The organism is Sodalis sp. RH19, assembly GCF_047324215.1.
GTDB lineage: Bacteria > Pseudomonadota > Gammaproteobacteria > Enterobacterales > Enterobacteriaceae > Acerihabitans.
Map to the genome: position 1 here is coordinate 1,260,063 of NZ_CP178734.1, position 16,908 is coordinate 1,276,970.

Annotated in this window: 14 protein-coding genes; 6 read left to right on the forward strand and 8 right to left on the reverse strand. The window is 60.2% G+C overall.

Going from position 1 to position 16,908, the window contains the following annotated elements; all coding sequences use genetic code 11:
- Window positions 1–1,512 (reverse strand): sugar ABC transporter ATP-binding protein, encoded by a 1,512-nt coding sequence (locus ACL2XF_RS05680; RefSeq protein WP_413728205.1) that lies wholly within the window; start codon window positions 1,510–1,512, stop codon window positions 1–3.
- A 73-nt stretch (window positions 1,513–1,585) separates the two neighbouring features.
- The gene (gene rhaS / locus ACL2XF_RS05685; protein ID WP_413723449.1) at window positions 1,586–2,545 is read right to left on the reverse strand and encodes a rhamnose ABC transporter substrate-binding protein; all 960 of its coding nucleotides are present in this window, start codon (window positions 2,543–2,545) and stop codon (window positions 1,586–1,588) included.
- Between the two features lie 576 nt (window positions 2,546–3,121).
- On the opposite strand from rhaS, the gene ACL2XF_RS05690 reads away from it, so the two are divergent.
- From ACL2XF_RS05690 to ACL2XF_RS05700, 3 genes are read left to right on the forward strand one after another with little or no spacing between them, the layout of a single operon-like run.
- Window positions 3,122–3,946 (forward strand): transporter substrate-binding domain-containing protein, encoded by an 825-nt coding sequence (locus tag ACL2XF_RS05690; protein WP_413728206.1) that lies wholly within the window; start codon window positions 3,122–3,124, stop codon window positions 3,944–3,946.
- Window positions 3,946–4,797, forward strand: coding sequence for an amino acid ABC transporter permease (locus tag ACL2XF_RS05695; RefSeq protein ID WP_413728207.1), 852 nt, complete (start codon window positions 3,946–3,948; stop codon window positions 4,795–4,797). The genes ACL2XF_RS05690 and ACL2XF_RS05695 overlap by 1 nt, the downstream gene beginning before the upstream one ends.
- Before the next feature lie 46 nt (window positions 4,798–4,843).
- Window positions 4,844–5,818 carry a homocysteine S-methyltransferase family protein gene (locus ACL2XF_RS05700; protein WP_413728208.1) on the forward strand — a complete coding sequence of 325 codons (975 nt, stop codon included), beginning with the start codon at window positions 4,844–4,846 and terminating at the stop codon, window positions 5,816–5,818.
- Between the two features lie 85 nt (window positions 5,819–5,903).
- Here the strand turns inward: ACL2XF_RS05700 and dppA are convergent, their stop codons facing one another.
- The 4 genes from dppA to ACL2XF_RS05720 all read right to left on the reverse strand — a co-directional run bounded on the left by dppA (window position 5,904) and on the right by ACL2XF_RS05720 (window position 10,246).
- The gene (dppA, locus tag ACL2XF_RS05705; RefSeq protein ID WP_410016804.1) at window positions 5,904–7,478 is read right to left on the reverse strand and encodes a dipeptide ABC transporter periplasmic-binding protein DppA; all 1,575 of its coding nucleotides are present in this window, start codon (window positions 7,476–7,478) and stop codon (window positions 5,904–5,906) included.
- A 29-nt stretch (window positions 7,479–7,507) separates the two neighbouring features.
- Window positions 7,508–7,657 carry a hypothetical protein gene (locus ACL2XF_RS05710; RefSeq protein ID WP_413728209.1) on the reverse strand — a complete coding sequence of 50 codons (150 nt, stop codon included), beginning with the start codon at window positions 7,655–7,657 and terminating at the stop codon, window positions 7,508–7,510.
- A gap of 65 nt (window positions 7,658–7,722) precedes the next feature.
- Complete coding sequence (locus ACL2XF_RS05715; protein WP_410014741.1) at window positions 7,723–9,132, reverse strand: YeiH family protein; 1,410 nt, start codon at window positions 9,130–9,132, stop codon at window positions 7,723–7,725.
- A gap of 235 nt (window positions 9,133–9,367) precedes the next feature.
- Window positions 9,368–10,246 carry a DMT family transporter gene (locus ACL2XF_RS05720; protein ID WP_410016805.1) on the reverse strand — a complete coding sequence of 293 codons (879 nt, stop codon included), beginning with the start codon at window positions 10,244–10,246 and terminating at the stop codon, window positions 9,368–9,370.
- Window positions 10,247–10,511: 265 nt separating this feature from the next.
- On the opposite strand from ACL2XF_RS05720, the gene ACL2XF_RS05725 reads away from it, so the two are divergent.
- Window positions 10,512–11,510 carry a hypothetical protein gene (locus ACL2XF_RS05725; RefSeq protein ID WP_413728210.1) on the forward strand — a complete coding sequence of 333 codons (999 nt, stop codon included), beginning with the start codon at window positions 10,512–10,514 and terminating at the stop codon, window positions 11,508–11,510.
- 70 nt (window positions 11,511–11,580) lie between these two features.
- Here the strand turns inward: ACL2XF_RS05725 and ACL2XF_RS05730 are convergent, their stop codons facing one another.
- Together ACL2XF_RS05730 and ACL2XF_RS05735 are read right to left on the reverse strand one after the other, a co-directional pair.
- Window positions 11,581–12,432 (reverse strand): IclR family transcriptional regulator, encoded by an 852-nt coding sequence (locus tag ACL2XF_RS05730; RefSeq protein WP_410014743.1) that lies wholly within the window; start codon window positions 12,430–12,432, stop codon window positions 11,581–11,583.
- Between the two features lie 202 nt (window positions 12,433–12,634).
- The gene (locus ACL2XF_RS05735) at window positions 12,635–14,182 is read right to left on the reverse strand and encodes an aldehyde dehydrogenase (NADP(+)) (RefSeq protein WP_413728211.1); all 1,548 of its coding nucleotides are present in this window, start codon (window positions 14,180–14,182) and stop codon (window positions 12,635–12,637) included.
- Between the two features lie 362 nt (window positions 14,183–14,544).
- Here ACL2XF_RS05735 and ACL2XF_RS05740 point away from each other — a divergent pair, with 362 nt between their 5' ends.
- Together ACL2XF_RS05740 and ACL2XF_RS05745 are read left to right on the forward strand one after the other, a co-directional pair.
- Window positions 14,545–15,447 carry a dihydrodipicolinate synthase family protein gene (locus tag ACL2XF_RS05740; protein WP_413728212.1) on the forward strand — a complete coding sequence of 301 codons (903 nt, stop codon included), beginning with the start codon at window positions 14,545–14,547 and terminating at the stop codon, window positions 15,445–15,447.
- Window positions 15,448–15,535: 88 nt separating this feature from the next.
- Window positions 15,536–16,885, forward strand: coding sequence for an MFS transporter (locus tag ACL2XF_RS05745; RefSeq protein WP_413723003.1), 1,350 nt, complete (start codon window positions 15,536–15,538; stop codon window positions 16,883–16,885).
- Window positions 16,886–16,908: the final 23 nt, after the last annotated feature.

A 16,908-nucleotide genomic window follows, 5' to 3' on the forward strand; every position in this document is an offset into this window, starting at 1 on the left:
TTATGCTACCTCAAGGCCGGCGCCGCTGGCGACACTGACTATCGTTTCCGCCGTGACGTCGGCGGCGTTGAATTCGCCCACCATCAATCCCTCGTGCATCACGATAATGCGGTTCGCCATGCCCATGATTTCAGGCAGCTCGGACGAGACCATAATCACCGCCAGCCCCTGGCCGACCAGTTCGGCCATAAACTGATGCACCGCCGCTTTCGAACCGATATCGATCCCCTTAGTGGGTTCATCGAGGATCACGATGCGCGGCCGCGTCGCCAGCCATTTGCCAATAACCACTTTTTGCTGATTGCCGCCCGAGAGGGTTTCCACCGATTGCCGCCAGCTGAACGCCTTCACCTGCAGGCGCCGGGCGTAGTCGTCGGCCAGGGCCATTTCTTTGCTTTCATTGAGGATGCCGTGCGGATTCAACCGGCTCAGCTGCGGCAGGCTGATGTTTTGATAGATGGGCAAAGCGATTACCGCCCCCTGCTGCTGGCGCTCCTCGGGCACGTAAACGATCCCGGCGTCGATAGCCTCGGCGGGGTTGGCGAAGCGCCGCGCTTTGCCGCCGATAATGATGTCCCCCCGGCTGGGCTGGGTGACGCCGAACAGCGCTTTCATTAACTCCGTGCGCCCGGCGCCGACCAGGCCGTAAAACCCCAGGATTTCGCCCTGGCGCAGCTTGAAGGAGATGGCGGAAAACTCGGTCGGATGGCTCAGATCGCGGACCGCCAGCACGGTGTCGCCGGGCTGGTGCGTGGGCGCGGGATAGGCCTGGCTGATTTCGCGCCCGACCATCATGGTGACCATTTTCGCCTCGGTCATATCGCTGATATGTCCCGAACCGATATAACTGCCGTCGCGCAGGACGGTGTAATAGTCCGAGATGGAAAAAATCTCATCGAATTTATGCGAAATAAACAGGATCGCTTTGCGTTCCTGTTTTAACCGCGCCACGATGCGGTAAAATTCGCTGATTTCATGTTGCGACAGCGCCGCGGTCGGTTCGTCGAGGATCACCACCTGGGCGTCGAAGGAGAGCGCGCGGGCAATTGCCACCATATGGCGCTGCGCGATGCTCAGCTCTTTCAACACCGCGCGCGGATCGATCTGCACGTCCAGCCGGCTGAGGATCGCGCGGGTTTGCCGGTGCATCCGCGGCCAGTCGAGACGTTTAAATACCCCGCTGACCAGGTAGTGGCCGGCAAAAATATTCTCGGTCACCGACAGCTCGTCAAACAGCACGGTTTCCTGATGGATCGCGGTAATGCCCAGCTTATGGGCGGCGTCCGGGGTGGCCAGTTTTACCGGGATGTCTTTATAGAGTATCTCGCCTTCCTCCGGCTGGTAAATCCCGGTCATCACCTTCACCAGCGTCGATTTGCCCGCGCCGTTTTCGCCAATCAGCGCCGTCACTTTGCCGGGATAGAGGTCGACCCGCACATTTTCCAGCGCGCGCACGCCCGGAAAGATTTTCGTGATCCCCTTTAACGCTAACAATGGTGTGGCATCGGCCATGACGTCCTCCGCATTACCCTGCCGCCAGCATAAACGCCGGCTTATCCCGCCCGGGGATAAGCCGGGGCCCACATCAGAATATTTTGGAAAATTTATCGATATTGCCGGCATCATAGACAAACGGCTTCGACATGGCGCCGTTGCCGTCGGCATCCAGCTGCACGTTGCCCAACCGGCCCATGCCGGCCTGGGTGGCGGTGGTTTTGCCTTTCACCAGATCATAGGCGAGATACGTGGCCGCATAACCCAGATCGATCGGGTTCCAGATGGCGAAACTCTTGGTGGCGCCGGATTTGACCGCGCCGGCCATTTCCGAGGGCAGGCCCAGGCCGGTCACGTAGACCTGGCCGATCTTGCCCTGGTCCTTTACCGCCTGCGCCGCGGCGACGATGCCCACGGACGACGGGGAAATGATCACCTTCAGGTTGGGGTAGGTCTTCAGCAGGCCGACGGTTTCACGGTAACTTTTATCAGACAGATCATCCCCATAAGCCACGGTCACCAGGTTGACCGACGGATAGTGCGGCAGCACTTTTTTCATTTCCGCAATCCACAGGTTCTGGTTGGTGGAGGTGGGTGTGGCGCTTAAGATCGCCGTATCCCCCTTTTGCAGGCCCAGGGCGGTGATGGCGTCGGCCGCCAACTGTACGTTCATCTGGCCAATCAGGTCGTTGCTGGACGGATTGAGATGGATCTGGCGACCCTCCTTGGCCACGCCGGAATCCCAGGACACCACTTTGATGCCGCGCTGCATGGCTTTTTTCAATACCGGCACCAGGGCGTCCGGGTCGTTGGCCGAGACGGCGATGGCGTCCACGCCTTGCGCAATCAGGCCGTTAAGCACTTCAATCTGCGCTTCCGCGGTGGTGGTGGTGGGCCCGGTATAAATCACCTTCACGTCGCCCAGTTCCTTGGCGGCCTGCTGGGCGCCGACGTTCGCCGCCTCGAAGAAGCCGTTGCCCAGGGATTTTGCCACCAGCGCGATTTTGATTTCGGCGGACGCCGTGCCGGCCAACGCCAGGCAAGACGCCATCAGGGCACAACTGAGTATTTTTTTTAATGTCATCGTATGTACTCCAGCTGATAATACTGCGTGGGAAATACAGGGTAATAAAAAGGACGCGGCATGGTCGTGACGCCCGGCGCAATTGCGGTTCCGGATTGAGGCTGCGGCAAAGCCGCTGTAGGGTCGTGGCCGGCAATCATAAGCATGAACCTTCCTGGAAGGTAGTGTTATGACTCTAGAACCTGGCGCCGCGCGCCGCCTTTACGCCATTGCCATCTCTTGCCGCACAGTGGCAATGACAGAAAGATGCGGATGAGCGGTATCACAAATTAATAACATTTATTCCCGGGCGTAAAACCGGGACAGGATGGCGACGCCGTCACGCGCCTGGCGGGCCCGGCACGCTATCCTGGCGCGGTTAATATCATCCCCCGGCGCATCCCGTTTCCGTGCGGCCGAACCGCCTTCGCCGCGCTTTTCAACGTCATTTCAAGTTGTTAGCTGATAAATATATAAGATATGCTGCGATGATATTTTGCAAATTCCGTCCATTCTGTATGGTGAGGTCATGACAGTCACTCCCTTACCCCGGCAGGAAAAATTATGCAGCGCTTGTTAACCGCCCTGACGTTTTTAACGCTTTTTTCACTCACCGCCGCTTCCGCGGCCTATGCCGGCGCCACCCTGGACCGGGTTAACCAGACCAAGGTGCTGCGCGACGTACTGGTAAACGATTATCCGCCGTTTGGTTTTATCGATGACAATAACCAGCTGGCCGGGTTTGATGTCGATGTGGCCAGGGCCGTGGCGCAAAAACTGGGCGTAAAGCTCGAGCTGGCCACGCCGGGATGGGAGGCCATCGTCGGCGGCAAATGGCGGGGGCGCTGGGATATATGCATCTGCTCCATGACCCCCAATACCGAACGGGCGAAAGTCCTTAATTTTCCGGTGCCATATTACAGTTCGCCGGCGGTGCTGGTGGTGAATAAAGATGAGAAAAATATTAAGGGTGCCGCCGACCTCACCAATAAAAAAGTCGGTGTCGGTATTGGCTCCAGTTATGAAAGTTACCTCAATAAAAGCCTGGTGATCCCCGGCGCCCGTCCCATTGTTTTCCCGTTTGATCATGTGCAGGTGGTGCCGACGGATGAAACCGTCGCGTTCCAGAACCTGGCCCTGGGCGCCGGCGCCCGCCTGGACGCGGTAGTGTCCGACCTGGCCACCGCCAAGGCGCGTATCGCCAAAAGCGATCGTTTCCGCATCGCCGGCGAGCTGTATGCCGAGCCAAACTGGGTCGCCACCGATAAAGGGGACGCGCAATGGGATCAGACCGTGGCGGATACGGTAAACGCCCTGCGCGCCGACGGAACGCTGGCGCAGATTTCGCGCCGCTGGCTGGGAGAAGATATTACCCGGGCGCCGAAGTAATGCCGCCGTCGTCCGTCGCCGGCACGGAAAAACCGGCTCCCGACGGCGCCGCGTTCTTGCGGCAGGGCCGCGCCGGGTTCCGGCTGCGCGCCACCCTGACCTGGGCGCTGTTGCTGGCGCTGCTGCTGGGGCTGTTTTCCCGTCTGGATCTGGATTTTGCGCTGATAGGGCAAAAACTGCCGTTTATGCTTGGCCTGCGCCTGTCCCCGGACGGCTTTATCCAGGGCGCGGCCCTAACCCTGGTGATTACCGCGCTGTCGATGCTGTTTTGCACGCTGCTGGGCATAGCGACCGCCGCCGGCCGCTTGTCGTCCAGCGCCGTCGCCTTCGGCTGCGCGACGTTTTATACCTCGCTGTTTCGCGGCACGCCGCTGCTGGTGCAGGTATTGATTATCTATCTGGCGCTGCCGCAGGCGGGCATTGTGCTCGGCGCCTTCAGCTCCGGCATCATAGCCCTCTCGCTTAACTATGGTGCCTACCTGGCCGAAACCATTCGCGGCGGCGTCATTGCCGTGCCCCGGGGCCAGACCGAGGCCGCCATGGCGCTGGGATTGCCGCGCGGGGTGATTATCTTCCATATTATCGCGCCGCAGGCGCTGCGGATTATCGTGCCGCCGGTGGGGTCGCTGTTTATTTCCATGCTGAAAGACTCGTCGCTGGTGTCGTTGATGGGGTTATGGGAGCTGAATTTCCTGGCGCAATCCTATGGCCGCAGCACCTATCATTATATGGAAATGCTGACGACCGCGGCGGCCATTTACTGGCTGATGTCCATGGTGCTCGAGCTGTTCCAGGGGCGGCTGGAACGCCGTTTCGGCCGGGGTTACCCGCAGCGCGGCACGCCCCGGTGAGCCTGCGCGGGCGGCATCACTTCACTTTATTCAGGAGTCGCAAATCATGAGCAACGCCGAGCAAAAAAACACCCGCCGCGGCATCACTGTTCTGGATGGCGGCATGGGCCGACTGCTGGAACAGCTGGGCGCGCCGTTCCGCCTGCCCGAATGGTCGGCGCTGGCGCTGATCGAGGCGCCGGAGTATGTTACGCGCGCCCATCAAATCTACGCCGACAGCGGCGCCCAAGTGCTGACCACCAATACCTTCGGGCTGGTGCCGCATATGCTGGGGGAGGCGCGTTTTCACCGCCGGGCCAGGTCGCTGGCCGGGCTGGCGGGACAACTGGCGCGCAGCGTGGCCGACCAGGCCGGCGCCGCCCGTCCGCCGTCCGCCATATTGGTGGCCGGCTCGCTGCCGCCGCTGTTTGAAAGCTATCGGCCGGATAAATTCATCCCCGCCCGCGCGGATGAAATACTGACGCCGCTGATCGCGGGATTGGCCCCCTGGATCGACTTTTGGCTGATTGAGACCCAGAGTTCGACGCGCGAGGCGCTGACGGCGCTGAACGCGGTCAGGCGTGTCAGCCCTCTGCCGGTGTATGTCGCGTATACTCTTAAGGACGAGGCCGGGCGCACCGGTCCGCCGGAGCTGCGCTCGGGGGAACCGGTGGCGGACGCCGCGGCCGCGACGTTGCGGGCGGGCGCCGCCGGAATATTGTTTAACTGCAGCCAGCCCGAGGCGATGGGCGAGGCGATCGTCGCGGCCCGGCGCGTCATTGACGCATCGGCAACCCCCACGGCGGCGCTTGGGGTCTACGCCAACGCCTTTATGCCGGAGCCTCCTTCCGATGAACCCTATGCCGGCATTTCGCGCCTCAGGGACGATCTCAGTCCGGAAAACTACCTGAAGTGGATCCGCCGCTGGGTCGGCCAGGGCGCCACCATGGTCGGCGGCTGCTGCGGCATCGGCCCCGCGCATATCGCCGCCATACGCAACGCCGGGAAAGATATTTTTCCCGGCGGGGTTGATGAATCTTAGCGGACATGGGATGCAGACCAGCAGATGTTTGCCAAGGAGGGAAGGGGGGAGAAACGGCCGGGCTTCATCAGCCCGACCGCGCCGTTTACTCTACCGAGACGATTTCAAAATGATGTTTGCGATCGACGATATAGCCCTTCACCTCCTTGCGGATCGGCTCGTAGACCGTGGAATGGGCAATCAGCAGCGCGGGCGCCTGGTCGTGCATGATCACCTGGGCCTGCCGGTACAGGGCGGCGCGTTTTTGCGGGTCCGACTCGATCCGGGCGGCCTGGATCACCGTCTCAAAAGGCGGGTAGCACCATTTGGAGTAATTGGAACCATTGTGCGCGGCGTCGCAGCCGAATAACGTGGCGAAAAAATTGTCCGGATCGCCGTTATCGCCGGTCCAGCCCGCCATCATCGTCTGATGCTCGCCGTTTTTTGCCCGTTTCAGGTACTCCCCCCATTCATAGGTGACAATCCTGGCGGTGACGCCGATTTTTGCCCAGTCCGACTGGATCATCTCAGCCATGCGGCGCGCATTCGGATTATAAGGACGCTGTACCGGCATGGCCCACAGGTCGATGGCGAACCCGTCCGCCAGCCCCGCCTCCTTGAGTAATTGCCGGGCCTTGGCCGGATCGTAGGGATAGTCCTGCACGGCGTCGTTATAGCCCCACAGGATCGGGGGGATGAGATTTTTCGCCGCCTGTCCGCCGCCGAGATAGACCGCGTCAAGGATGGATTGCTTATCCACCGCCTGGATTAGCGCCTGGCGGACCTTAAGCTGGTCCAGCGGTTTTTTTTCCACGTTAAAGGAAAGATAGCCGACGTTCAGGCCCGCCTGTTCCTTTACCACGATGTCTTTATTGTCTTTCATTTTGGCGATATCGGCGGGGTTGGGGAATGACATGACCTGACATTCATTTTTTTGCAGTTTCGCGTAGCGTATGGACGCATCGGGCGTAATGGAAAAAATCAAACGGTCGATTTTGGGTTTCTCGCCCCAATAGCCGGCAAACGCGTTGTAAACAATTTTGGAATCCTTCTGGTATTGCACTAATTGGAAAGGTCCGGTGCCGATGGGCTGCAGATCGATTTTTTCCGGGGTGCCCGCCTTCAGCATCTTCGCGGCATATTCGGCGGAGGTAATGGAGGCGAAATCCATTGCCAGGTCGGCAAGGAACGGCGATTCGGGCCGGTTCAGGACAAAACGGACGGTATCATCATCGACCTTCTCTATCCTGGCGATAAGCTTGTCCAGACCCATGCCGGAAAAGTATTGATAGTTGCCGCCGGAGACATTGTGATAGGGGTTATCGGCGTCTTTCTGGCGATTAAAGGTAAACAGGATGTCGTCGGCGTTAAAATCGCGCGTGGGGGTAAAATCGGCATTACTCTGCCATTTCACGCCATGGCGCAAATGAAAGGTGTAGGTTTTTTTATCGTCGCTGATATCCCATCTCTCCGCTAATCCCGGCTGTGTTTCCGTGGTGCCTATTTTGAACTGCACGATGCGGTTGTATATCGGTATCGAGCTGGCATCGTATGTGGTGCCCGCGGTAAAGAGCTGCGGGTTGAATCCTTCGGGGGAGCCTTCCGAACAATACACCAGCGTTTGCGCGGCAAGCGTTGATGAAAAAAGGAGGATGCCTAAGGGCAATCCGGTCGTTAACAGGCGTGTTTTCACGTCATACCTCGGTGGCTTCAGAGTAGCGTTATCAGTGTGGCGGCAAATGCCGCGCAGCGGTCGTCCGGCGAAACCAGCCTGTCGTGATGCAGGCACAGGCGGGAGTCCCCCAGGCTGGCGCCGAAGGCCGACCCCAGCGCCGACAGCCCGGGCATCTTACGTTCCATCTCGGCCCGGTCGCGCCGGCAAAAACGACAGTGCGCACAGCGGACAGCGTGGTTTTGCCGTGCCATTACAGATTACCCAGCTGGTTCCAAAAGTCCGCAAAGACATGGGCGGAAAGGAAATAACCGAGGATGACATTGACCACGACCCCGAGGGTAAATGCCCAAAACGGCCGCAGGCCGGTGCTGGTCAGGCGGGAGAAGCGGGTGCTCAGGCCAATGCTTAAAAAGCAGAAAATAAACGCCCAGGTGCGCAGCGCCGTGATCGGGGCGATAAAGGCCGGCGTCAGGGTGGTGCGGTATTCCGCCAGAGTGTAGTGGCTGCTTAGCCAGGTAACGAACAGCGAGGCCAGCACAAAACCCAACACGAATTTGGGGAAGCGCTGCCAGATTTCCGCCGCCCCGGTCCTGGCGTCGATGTCATTATCCGCGTTGCGCCAGCGGGTGGTGGCGACGATAGCCAATGCAAATGCCCAGATGCCGATCCAGATATCGCGGCCAATCACTTTCATCAGGGTAAACGCCTGCACCGCGGCATCCGGTTTGCCGGCGATGGCGCCGGCCGAATGGGCGGCAAAATCACTGTAGGTTTGCGCCGCCGCGATGCCGGCCGCGTCGGCAAATTCCGACGTGCCTATCCAGGCGCCGGCGACGCCGGTGGAAAGCCCGAGCGCGCGCGCCGCAAACGGCAGCACCAGCAACGACACGATAGCCCAGATAATCACCAGCGAAATGGCCACCGAGGCCTGCTCGCGTTTGGCGCGCACCGCGCCCGCCACGGCGATGGCCGCCGATACGCCGCAAACGGCGCCGCCGACGCCCAGCACCGCGGCGAAACGCTGCTCAAGCCCCAGCAGGCGGGCGGCGTAATAGATGACAAAAAAGGTGACCAGCGACACGATAGCCGCCTGTCCGATCGCCACCGGACCGGCCCAGAGGATAAGCGTCAGCGGCAGCGTGGCGCCCAGCAGCACGATGCCGATTTTAATAAAGTATTCCACGCGCAGGCTTTGCGCCAGCCAGTCCGGTATCCGCCAGAGATTGGACACCGCCAGACCCAGCACCAGGGCCAGCAGCGGCGGTTCCAGATTATAACGCGAGGCGCTGGCCCAGGCGCCGAGCTGGAAAATAAATACCGCCACAATAAACAGCACGGTAAAACCGGCCAGGAACGTGCCGGGCCGGTGGCCGATAATGGCGCCGCTGACGGTAAGCAGCACCGCCCAGACCAGGTACAGCCCCGCCAGCGCGGGCAGGCGGCTGACCAGATCCCGGCCCGCCTCATCCAGGGTGGTCCATTTCGCCGGCGCGGTAGCCAGCCATTTGATACTGCCGCCCTGTGAAAACAGGATAAACGCGGTCCCGATTAACGCGAGCGCCAGGATGATCGACCACCAGTCCTCCTGTTGCCACCAGCGGGACGCCCGCGGCTCTTCAGGCGGGACGATTGCCGCGCCGTTATGTTCGCTTATGCTCATTATTCCTGCCCTAATGGAGAAGTGATTATTAGAATAATCAGCGGGTAAAAAGCCGCTGTTCCCCGAAAAATAGCGGAAATGCCACGGACTGGGTATTACTATTAAGTTATGGTTAATAACTAATGATTATATATTAGGACGTGAGGCTAAATGGCGCCGAAAATAAACAACCCAGGGCCGGCTATTGCCGTAATGTACTTTATAAACCTGAAATCAAGATATAGGCGCCGCGCCGCTAGGCGTTAATTTTTTTCAGCAGCAGGTATTGACGGCCGCGATACAGTATTAACGCCAGCAAAATCAGGCAACAGCCCACGGCCTTTTGCGCCGGCATATTTTCTCCATACCATAGGGTCGCGAGCAGAACGGTCCATACCGGTTCCAATACCATGATAATGGCGGCATTGGCCACGCTGGTTTTTTTCTGCCCCGCCATTTGCAATAAAAATCGTAACGAGGTGGCAATAATCGCGCTGGCCGCGAACCATAGCCAAATATCGGCGCCGATCGCGGCGGGCCATGTCTCGTAGTACCATGAAAGCGCCACGCCGCAGAGGCCGGTGCAAAACAACTGGATACAGGTTAAGGGCAATACCGGCATTAAACGGGCAAAACGGCTGTTCACACAAAAATATACCGCTTGGGCCAGCGCGGCGCAGAGAAACCAGAACTGGCTGACGGAAAGTTGCCAGCCGTGGGTCAGGGTAAGCAGGGCCAGACCCGCCAGCGCCAGCGGCAACGATTCCCAAAACGGGCGCGACGGCGGCATCCTGAATAGAATCCACGCCGCCAACGGCACAAACAGCATGGACAGGCTCATGATAAACGCGCCTTCTCCCAGGGCATGACTGAGCGATACCGCATAGATCCACAGCAATAGCGATACCGCCTGCAGGCAACCCACGCCGATAATGCCGGGGATCGCCGCCGGGATGATGTGGTTTCGCCGGCCGAAGCAAAAGGGCAGCAGGAACGCGGCGGCAAGTAAAAACCGCGCGCCGATAAAACCGAACGTCGGCATTCCCTGTAACGATTCCTTGGAGAAGATCCATCCAAAACCCGCAATTAACGTTGTTGCCACTAATAACAAATCCGCGCGCCGTTGTTGGCTTATCATTATCCGCTTACCAGCCTGTGCTTATATGAATATTTCGCCGTTGTACCCGCCGGAAAAGAACCATCGCCGGCCGTGGTCATTATCTCTTTTACCATAATGACTTAACCCATCCATAAATCAATATCTACGCTTATGGTGTTTGGCGGCGGCCAGCACAGGGCGGACACCCGCCGGCCTGTGAGATCTGGGCATGCCGCTGGATATAAACAGACCTGAGAATTCTTCAGTGCCACATTTTCGACGCACTTCAATGAGGAAATATATGGATATCCCCGCAATCTCATCCGCCGGTCTCTCTCCGGGAATTGTAAATGGATTTGACCACGCTGATACACAACAAAATAACGCTCTATTGGCCGAGTGGGACAACTGGGCTAAGCTGGCGCCGGACGGCGAGGCTGAATATCGCAACAAAGCCGTGCTTATGCTAAAAGATTGTCTGGAACGCGGCGCGACCTATCTGAACCTGAACTGCCTGAATATTTCAAGCTTGCCGGCAAGCTTGCCGCCGACGCTGACGTCGCTTTACCTTGATAATACGCACCTGGCGAAGTTATCGGATACTCTGCCGGAGGGATTACAGACACTGAGCGTCAGCAACACGCCGCTGGAAAGCATTTCAGCCGGTCTGCCCCAGGGGTTGCAGACGCTTTCCGCCAACCGCACAAACTTGACCGCTTTGCCCGAACTGCCTTCGACGCTCACCAGCCTCGACGTCAGTAACACGATGCTCACTGAGCTGCCCACGTTACCCGAGGGTTTGGCGATCATCCATGCCTCCGATACCCAGTTGGCACGCTTACCCGCCAATCTGTCGGGGACATTAAAGCTGTATATCGCCAATACCCCGCTGGCATCGTTAATCGATAAGATGCTGCCCGGCATCCTGCTGTCCGGTGGGCTGTTCAGCGCCGGCGCATTGCTGGGGGGAGTACTGCCTGGATGGTTAACCGGGGGCTTGCACGGCGATGGCATAATTGGCGACCCCGTCCCAGATTTGCCCGGCGTTGGAATCATTGACGGCCCCGCCGGCGGCTTACCCGGCAATGGGATTATCGAGGGCGCCACCGGCGGCGTGCCCGGCGGCGCGATGGTTGGCGCAATAGCCGGGGAATCCCCGCTTGGCGCGGCAAACGCGGCGATGGCCGGTGCGATATCGGACAAGGGTATTCTCGATCTCAGCAAGGTCCCCCGCAGCCGTTTGGCCAGCAGCGAGGCGACCGTGCCTGCGCAGCCCGACACGGAGGCGCTAACCTCATAAAGCGCACCGGGTCGTGATGTTATCCTGAGAAGGCCGCCTGGCGGTCTTCTTTTTTTAGGGCGTCCCGCTATCAGCCGGCATGGTCCGGGCGGCTATCGTGGCGCGTGAATGCCGTTGCCGCGGCGACAGTGCGGCCCGGCAACCAGCCCAGCTCCAGCGAAATTTTGTGGGCGGTCTCCATCACCAGCCCGGCCAGTCCCTCCAGGCGGGGGAGGGGCAACCGTTCCGCCGGCCCGGACACACTGAGCGCGGCGAAAACCTGGCCATTGGCGCCGCGTATGGGCGCGCCGACGCAGTGCACGCCAAGTTCATTTTCCTGCAAATCGTAAGCGCAGCCTCGTTCATGAATCAGCCGCAGTTCCGCCAGCAGCAGATCGCCGTCGGTAATGGTGTGCGGCGTGCGTTCCGGCAGGGAATCGCTAATGATTTTATGTATAAGGCCGGCGGATTGCCAGGCGAGAAACGCCTTGCCGACGCTGGTACAGTGCACCGGCGCCGCCTCGATGCGGGTTATCATGGTATTGCCGCTGCTGTTCATGGCCTGCCGTTCCACAAAGGCCATCTGCGCGCCGTCAAAAATGCACAGATGCGTATTTTCGCCGGTGATCAGCTGCAGCCGGGTAGCATAAGGACGGGCATGGCTGTCCAGATCGAGGTTTTGCAATACCAGGCTCCCCAGCTGAAATAATTTCATGCCCAGCTTGTAGGTATCCCGTTTGCCGTTTTGTTCCAGCAAACCGATATCCCGCAGCGACGACACCAGGCGATGGGTAGTGGCGCGCGGCAATCCTGTGCGCGCGGCAATATCCGCCGGCGTCAGATCGGCGTCGCGTTGGGAGAAGCATTCCAAGATTTGCATAACCTTGATCAGGCTTTTGATCGATGCCTGCTGGGCGACTTCAGCGTCGGCGCGTGTTTTCATACCTACTCCCTGCATCAGATAACGGACCACCGCGATGGCTTACCTACCGTCGCTTAGCTTACCATGCCCGGGCCAGGTCCGGACGTGGCCGCCCTTTGCCAGCGCGCATGCGCCGTTTTTGCTTAAAAAAAACCTTCATCGCCATTATATCCCGAATTGCGGGATGTTCACGCGCTGAGTCAATCACGCCCGGCGCGCCGCCTTATACCGGCGCGGCGCCATGCGGCCGCAGTTCCGGGGGCAGCAGCGCGGCGGGGAAATCCTGGTAACAGACCGGACGCAGGAAGCGGCTAATGGCGCCGGCGCCCACCGACGTGGTGCGCGCATCGCTGGTGGCGGGGAAGGGACCGCCATGCACCATGGCGTAACCCACGTCCACTCCTGTGGGGAAGCCGTTGACCAGCAGCCGTCCGGCGCGGCGCTCCAGGGTGGGCAGCAGCGCCCGCGCATCGTCGTGATCGGCATCGTCCAGATGCAGGCTGACGGTCAGCTGGCCTTCCAGCGCCTGTACCGCCGCCAGCAATTGCCGGTTATCCCGGCAGCGCACCACCAGTGAAGTGGGGCCGAACACTTCCTGGCTCAGCGACGGCTGGGCGAGGAAATCGCCGGCATCCGTCACCAGCACCGCCGCCTGCGCCTGGTTGGGCGCCCGCGCCGGTTGTCCCGCGGCAAGCCGGCCGACGCCGCCGGCAGCGCCGAGCGCCGCGGTGTTTTCCCGCCATGCCCGCCAGATGGCGCCGGTCAGCATGGTGGCGGCGGGCTTCTCTCGCAGCGCCAGTGTTACCTGCCGGCAGAAATGCCGCAGCGGTTCGCCGTCGATGGCCAACACCAGTCCGGGGCAGGTGCAGAACTGGCCGGCGCCCAAGGTCAGCGACTCCACATAGCCGCCGGCGATGGCTGCGCCCCGGTGAGCCAACGCGGCCGGCAACAGGATCTGGGGATTAACGCTGCTCATTTCGGCATACACCGGTATCGGCACGGCGCGTTGCCGCGCCTGGGCCACCAGCGCCAGGCCGCCCGCCCGCGAGCCGGTAAAGCCTACCGCCTGGATCAGCGGATGCGCCACCAGCCGTTCGCCCACGCTGTGTTCGGCGCCATGCAGCAGCGAAAACACGCCGGGCGGCAGCCGCAGTTGCTCCGCCGCCTGCTGGATGGCCCGTCCCACCAGCTCGCTGGTACCGGGATGCGCCGGATGCGCCTTGACCACAATCGGGCAACCGGCCGCCAGCGCCGAGGCGCTATCGCCGCCGGCAACCGAAAACGCCAGCGGAAAATTACTGGCGCCGAATACGGCCACCGGCCCGAGCGCGATATGACGCTGGCGTAAGTCCGGGCGCGGCAGCGGCTTGCGCGCGGGCAGCGCTTGTTCAATGATGACCTGCAAAAATTCCCCGCGCCGCACCACCTCGGCAAACAGCGCCAGCTGTCCAAGGGTACGGGCCCGCTCGCCCTCGATACGCCCGCGCGGCAGCCCGGTTTCCTGTACGGCGCGCGCAATCAGCGCATCGCCCAACGCCTGAATATTGTCGCCGATGCGCGTCAGGAAATCGGCGCGCAGCGTCAGCGGCAGCGCGCGGTAAACATCAAAGGCCTGTTCCGCCAGTTGGCAGGCGCGATCGATCTGCGCGGGCGCGGCATCATAAAAATCAGGTGCCAGCGGCCTGTCGCCGGCGGGATCGGCGGCGTAGAACCGCGTGCCGCCCCCTTGTTGCATTTCGCTGCCAATAATCAGGTTGCCTGTAAGCTCCATCGCCTGCCTCCTCATGAAAACGCGGCGCGTGTCCTCTGACCCGGCGCCATAATCATCGCGTAAATCCCATAATGTGGGATATGAATAATTAATTTTACGGTTATATACCGTAATGTAAATAGAACCCGCTGTGATTTTACTGCGGCTACGCTTGGGTTTTCATTTCGTTATTTGATTAAATAGCTATTAATCATAAAGTTGAATGTAATTATTTTATAATAGTGGTTATTTTATTTGGATTTTATTGCTATTAAATGTGATTTAAATCCCATATTGATGGATTTAGTATTGATCAAAGAAAAATTATCTCACATTAATAGATGTATATCGTATTCGCAACATCCCCATAACAGGAGTGTAAAATGAGTCAGAATAACCATGCTGATCTAAAGGCTAAACTGCGCGGGGTGCTGCCGCCTATCGCCATGCCGTTCGATGCCCGGGGTGAACTGGTGACCGGCGGGCTGAAACCGCAGATTGATTTTATTATCAACAGCGGCGCCGGCGCGATTGTGGTCGGCGGCAGCACCGGCGAAGGCCATACGCTCTCCGACAGTGAATTTAAACAGGCGATGACCGAGGCATATGAAGCCAATAACGGCCGCGTGCCCTTCGTCGCGGGACTTATCGTTAACAGCACCCGCCAGGCGATTGCCCGCGTCAAAATGCTGGCCGGCATGAAACTCGATGCGCTGCAGGTCACGCCGGTGCACTATCTGTTCAAGCCGGATGCCGAGGCCACGGTGCGGCATTTTCGTGAAATCTACGATGCCACCGGCGTTCCTATCCTTATCTATAACGTTATCCCCTGGAACTACCTCAGCCTGGAGCTGATGGGCCGCATTATGGATGAAGTGCCCGGCGTGGTGGGCATGAAGCAAAGCTCCGGCGACCTGAAAGCCGTGTCCGATCTGCTGCTCAGCTGCCCGGATAAAATTATCCTCAGCGGCGTGGATGCGCTGCTGTACCCCGCTTTTGCCCTGGGCTGCCAGGGCGCGATTTCGGCGCTGACCAGCGCGGTGCCCTCAGTGGTGCATGACCTGTTTACCGCCGTGGAAAACAACGATCACGCCACCGCGCGCGCCCTGCATTTCGGCCTGGCCGGGCTGTGGAATACGCTGCCCCACGATAATTTGCCCGCCTGCGTAAAATATATCCAGTCGCTGCAAGGGGTGCCGCTGTTCCAGCCGCGTCCGCCGATGCAGCCGGTCAGCGAAGCGCTGAAACGCCAGATCAAACAGGCTTTTGATCACCTGATGGGGTAAAGCCACTCCGGCCTGCGTCCACGCTGGGACGCAGGCCCATAATCATAGCCCAGCGCCCCCGTACCCGGCGCGATGGAGGCGAACGGCGATGAAATCTTATCACTCTGCATTCGCGGCCGATGCGCATGAAAATACCGCGCCGGCATACCTGAACCTGACCAGGCCTAAACACCATAATCTGCGATGGCTCATTATTGGCATCATTGCACTACTCACTATTACCAATTATCTGGATCGCGGCAATCTCTCCGTGGCGGCGCCGCAGATTATGCGGGATTTGCATATCAGCAACGCCATGATGGGGGTGATCCTCTCGGCCTTTGTCTGGCCTTACGCCATCATGAATTTGCCCGCCGGCTGGGCGGTGGACCGTTTTGGCGTCAGGCTGTTGCTCGCGCTGGCGGCGGGGCTGTGGTCGATTGTCGCCATCCTTACCGGCTTTGCCCGCGGCGTCGGCGCGTTTATCGGCCTGCGCGTCGCGCTGGGCATCAGCGAGGCGCCGTTATTCCCCGCCGCGCTGAAAGCGGCCGATACCTGGTTTCCCGAACGGGAAAAAGCGGCGGCCACCAGCGCGTATATTGCGGCCACCCAAGTGGGGCTGGCGCTGGCGCCGCCCATTTCGACACTGCTGATGGCGCAATTCGGCTGGCCGGTAATGTTTATCATCATGGGGATGCTGGGTTTTATCGCCCTCATCGGCTGGCTGGTTATCTACCGCGAACCGGAGCGGCATCCCCGGCTGCACCGGGACGAGCTGCGCTATATCAGCGCCGGCCAGCAGCAGCGCCGCGACGCCGCGCTTGCCGGCCGGGGCCGGGTTTCGCTGCGCGAATGGAGCGGCCTGTTCACCTACGCCACCACCTGGTACATGGTGATCGGCGGCTTTTGCCTGCAATACGTCTTCTGGTTCTACATCACCTGGCTGCCGACCTACCTCCAGCAGGCGCAGGGCTTTACCCTTAACCGCGCGGGCCTGCTCTCGGCGCTGCCTTATATTGCCGGCGGCGTGGCGGTGCTGATCGGCGGCCGATTCTCCGATCGACTGGTGAGCCGCGGCGTGGATCCGTTCAAGGCCCGCCGCTGCACCATCGCCGGGGCCGCGGTAATGACCGCGCTGGCGATGTTTGTCACCGCCGCGTCCAACGGGCCGGCGCTGGCGGTGGCGCTGCTGACGCTCGGCATGTTTACCTACAGCCTTTCCTCCGGCAACTACTGGACTTTGGCCGCCGAAGCCGTCACCTCCAGACGCCTGGTCGCCTCGGTGGGCAGTATCCAGAATTTCGGCGGCTTCCTCGGCGGCGCCTGTTCGCCCATCGTCACCGGCGTGGTGGTCGACAAGTTCGGCGGTTTTGTCCCCGCGCTGGTGGTGGCCGGCGCCATGGCGCTCGTTTCGGCCGTCATGTATGGCTTTGCGCTGCGCCGGCGCCTGCCGGTATAACTGGCGGAAACCTCCGCGCGCCG